At 45.7% G+C, this 4,153-nt stretch carries 5 protein-coding genes and 1 pseudogene; 1 reads left to right on the plus strand and 5 read right to left on the minus strand.

Annotated elements, in window-relative coordinates; genetic code table 11:
* From ADA01nite_RS18650 to ADA01nite_RS18670, 5 genes and pseudogenes are all read right to left on the minus strand, one after another.
* A partial coding sequence (locus tag ADA01nite_RS18650; protein ID WP_146811937.1) for an RNA-guided endonuclease TnpB family protein occupies positions 1–630 on the minus strand: 630 nt, incomplete at its 3' end.
* 6 nt (positions 631–636) lie between these two features.
* Positions 637–1,038 carry an IS200/IS605 family transposase gene (gene tnpA / locus ADA01nite_RS18655; RefSeq protein WP_146811938.1) on the minus strand — a complete coding sequence of 134 codons (402 nt, stop codon included), beginning with the start codon at positions 1,036–1,038 and terminating at the stop codon, positions 637–639.
* Positions 1,039–1,154: 116 nt separating this feature from the next.
* On the minus strand, positions 1,155–1,508 hold the full coding sequence (locus ADA01nite_RS18660; RefSeq protein ID WP_146811939.1) for a hypothetical protein: 354 nt from the start codon (positions 1,506–1,508) through the stop codon (positions 1,155–1,157).
* A pseudogene (locus ADA01nite_RS23160) lies at positions 1,505–2,057 on the minus strand (response regulator transcription factor); the annotation flags it as partial. The pseudogene ADA01nite_RS23160 and the gene ADA01nite_RS18660, both read right to left, overlap by 4 nt.
* A 132-nt stretch (positions 2,058–2,189) precedes the next feature.
* Complete coding sequence (locus ADA01nite_RS18670; protein ID WP_146811940.1) at positions 2,190–3,113, minus strand: DMT family transporter; 924 nt, start codon at positions 3,111–3,113, stop codon at positions 2,190–2,192.
* Positions 3,114–3,290: 177 nt separating this feature from the next.
* On the opposite strand from ADA01nite_RS18670, the gene ADA01nite_RS18675 reads away from it, so the two are divergent.
* The gene (locus ADA01nite_RS18675; RefSeq protein ID WP_146811941.1) at positions 3,291–4,148 is read left to right on the plus strand and encodes a LysR family transcriptional regulator; all 858 of its coding nucleotides are present in this window, start codon (positions 3,291–3,293) and stop codon (positions 4,146–4,148) included.
* Positions 4,149–4,153 lie beyond the last annotated feature (5 nt).

A 4,153-nucleotide genomic window follows, 5' to 3' on the forward strand; every position in this document is an offset into this window, starting at 1 on the left:
TTTTTGTTCCATATTCCGTAGGAATTTCGGATTCTCGAACACTTCACCGTTAGATAGAATAGCGAAATCCTTTAACCCAACGTCAATACCGACTTCTTTGTTTGTTTTTAGCAATGGTTGCACGTCTGTTTCTACTAACAACGAAACAAAGTATTTGCCAGAAGGATTGCGTCTAATCGTAGCATTTAAAATACGCCCTTCTGCCTCTCTTGATTTCGCAAAACGAACAAGTCCAAGTTTAGGGAGTTTGATCTTATTTCCTTCAATCGCAATATTTCCGTTTGTGTGTTTCGTTGTGTACGACTGAACTTTATTCCTTTTTGACTTGAAACGTGGTGCATCATTCTGCTTCTTGAAGAATCGTGAATATGCGTCTGCGAGGTTCTTTACTGATGATTGAATAGCGATGCTATCTACTTCTTTTAGCCAAGGTAATTCTTTTTTCAGATTCGGTAGTTCGGAAGAACATACTCCGTATGATAATCCTTTACCTGTTTCTTTGTATGTTTCGTTCCACTTTGCCAAGAAGTGGTTGAACACAAATCGACTGCAACCCATCGTTTTAGCAATTAATACTTCCTGCTCTTTGGTTGGATAGATACGGAATTTGTATGCTTTATTTACTAACATCGCTTTTCACCCCACTTTCTGATTTTGGATGTATTGTCGTATTTGCGCTTCCGTGTGTTCACTTACGGTTGCCACAAAGTAAGAAGGATTCCAAAGATTCCCTCCCCATAGCTTCTTTTTTAGCTGGGGGAACTCTTTAAATAGCAATCTTGCCGAAACCCCCTTTAACGCTTTGATGATATTCGGAATTGAATGTTGCGGATTACAATCAATTAGGAGATGAACATGGTCACAATCACTTTCAATTTCTGAAATCGTGAAACCGTTATCTGCAGCAATTTGATTGAGTATTTCCTTTAGTTTTTTATCTATATCACCAAGCAACACTTTATGGCGATATTTCACACACCATACAATATGGTATTGGATAGAGTACACATATCCTCTACCATGTTTGACTTCTGCCATGTTATCCACCTCAATCACAGGATAACATATGTCAAATATTTTTCAAGTCATTACCGCTAAATATCGGTGCTTTTTTTGTTAATCACTAAGTTAACATATGTCGGACAATTGACGTGTCAAAAGACACGCCTTGTCCGAAACCGATTCATCTCATGACTGAAGTCACGAGTGTTCTCGGCTAATTCATAAACTTCATTCCCATTTTCATCGAGAATCTGTATCCATGCCTGCTTCTGTGCAAGCTGCGCCTGTCCTTCAACTGAAAGTCCCGGCTTGCCGTCTGCGAATATAATATACCGCTGAAAATTGCGAGTATATTCAGAGTACGAGAAAAAAGGCGAACTCCCCAATTTCTCGGGCTGTTCGCCACCCGCTAGAAAATAAGAAGCGGCCGCGAAATTAATAAATGTAAACGCGACCGTCATGAGCGCGAGCGGAACAAGAAAAAGCCCGGTCATCTTCCACTTCACGTGCCGGCTCCCCCATTCCGCAGCTTATAGCCGAGTCCTCGTACTGTTAGAAGGTACACTGGCACAGACGGATTATCTTCAAGCTTCTCGCGCAGGTGCCGCATATGAACCATAATCGTGTTATCGTATCCCAGGTATTCTTCTTCCCATACGGCTTCGTATAGCTTTCTTTTGCTGAAGATTTGGTTTGGATGACGCGCAAGGAATAGCAGCAGTTGCTATTCTTTTGCCATCAGCGCCACGGCCTTGCCTGCCTTGTGAACCTCGCCACGCTTTTCGTCAATTTCGATATCGCCGAACCTATAGATACATGTTTTCCTTACACTGAAAATACTGATGGCGCCGAAAATATGCCTTCATCCGGTAAGCCACTTCTTTCGGGCTGAACGGCTTGGTTATGTAATCATCTCCTCCGAGGCCAAGGCCAAGTATCTTATCCGTATCTTCGTTTTTCGCAGACAGGAAAAGAATCGGCGCTACTGTAATGTCACGCAGACGCCTGCACACTTCAAAACCGTCCATGTCCGGCATCGTTAACATATCCATCACCTCAATCCGTTGCACGACGCGGTTTTCCGCCATTATATCATATTCCGGAAGCCCTTTTTCTTAAGCTCACCTTAAATTACGCCTATCAGTTCAACACATAAATCGACCAGTCAAAATGCAATGAATTTGCACTCATTGAATGAATACCCGTTTTTCTCCTCTTTTATGCAGTATCTTTTTCCATGTGTCCAAGTTCAGCAGAATAATCCCCACCAGTACTCCAACGCCACCTGCCAATTGAGCTAAAGAAACGGTTTCCCTTAAAAACAATACACCGGCAAGCAGGGCAATGACAGGCGAGACGTACGTCCATGTAGTCGGAAATACGGCGTTCGTTTCCCGTACCAGCCAGTAGTAAATACCGCTGGCCGCAATCGACGCCACAATCGCCAGATACAGAAGGGAGACGATAGAAGACAGCGTATAGGAGGCACGGGCAACATCTTCAAACAAGAAGGAAAGCGAGAACAGGCCCAGACTGGCAAATACCATCTGCCACGCATTAAAAGCAAGCGGCGGTACCTCTTCCATCAGCTTTTTAGCACGGATAGCTCCCCATGCATAAAAGAATTCTGCAGCCACAATGCTTATCTTTCCGAGATAGGCACGGCCTCCTTCCGCCGCCGACACTTCGGAAGAAACCCCGACAATGAGCGCAATGCCGATAATGCCCAGCACAAGCCCGCTTCCCGTATACCAGCGGTAGCGCATCTGTCCGGCACACACGCTGAACACGGTCGCAAATACGGGTGCGGTAGCCACAAGCAGCGCGGCAAGCCCCGAATGTACATACTGCTCAGCCCAGTACAGCGCCGCAAATGGAATTGTGGTCATCATAATACCAAGCAGCGCAATTTCCGCATAACGCTTAAACGAATATTTTCTTGCCTCCTGTTTGGCTTTCAACCAACACAAAAGCAGAATTCCGGCGATGAAAAAACGGAGCGCAGCAAAGTAAAACGGCGGCATCCCCTCTTCCAATCCAATCTTTATCGCTAGAAATGTGGTGCCGAAAATCAAGCACATCACCAGATAAGCAACCAGCACACCATTCATCCTCTCTTTTCCTTCGTACCACAAAAGTCAGCCGCTCTTCCCATCATTTTCATGTCGGGGTTGCGGCAGAAACATCATGGTTGTTTTCTATAATTTAGCAGGATTTTGTGCTTCGGGATAATATTAATAAAGTAGAGAGGATATAACTGAAAGTTATAAGTTAAAGGGGAGACAAGCATGCTTCATCTGCAGCAATTAAAATACTTCGTTACTATCGTAGAACAGGGAAGCTTAAACAAAGCGGCGGCCGCGCTTTACATCTCACAGCCTGCCCTCACCAGACAATTGACCAATCTGGAACGTTCTTTCGATACGCAGTTGCTGATTCGCACGCCTGCCGGAATCAAGTTGACGGAAGCGGGCCGGTACTTGTACGGCAAAGCTTACACGCTGCTTGAACAAGTGCGAAATCTTGAAAAAGAGATGGACAGGTACAAATCAATTCCTACAAAAACCATACGAATCGGGGCTCTGCCCAGCCTGGCCGCCCATTATGCGCCGGAAGCAATAGAACGTGCGCAGCAGAACGGCGAATACAGCACGGAAATACTGGTACGCGATACTACCCGTGAATTAATCGGTCTATTGGAAGAAGAGCGCATTGATATTGCGCTTGTGCAGGATGCACCTTCTCATCCGCACCTGCAGCAGCGTATACTGTTTATCGATCCATACTTTCTGGTACTACCAGTCGATCATCCGCTTGCCGCATCCGCCGCCGTTTCATTTTTCGATGCTGCAAATGAAAAATGGGTCCTTCACCAGGACCCGTGCGACATTCGGACTTCATTCCGTTCCTATTGCATTCGTTGCGGTATAGAGCCTGCCCCCGCTCTTGAACTGGGCTTTAATGAATCGCTCCTGCCGTTTGTCGCCAGAGGCAGCGGGCTTTCGATTATTCCAGGCATTTCCGCCGCTTCCCTTCACCATCCGGGCCTTGCGGTTCGACCGTTTCTCGAAAGCAATTTTTTCCGCACTATCACTGTCATCTTTCACAGCAGTATGCACGAAACGGTACGCACCCTTTTTCTGTGAAAATC

The sequence above is a fragment of the Aneurinibacillus danicus genome, assembly GCF_007991215.1.
Lineage (GTDB): Bacteria > Bacillota > Bacilli > Aneurinibacillales > Aneurinibacillaceae > Aneurinibacillus > Aneurinibacillus danicus.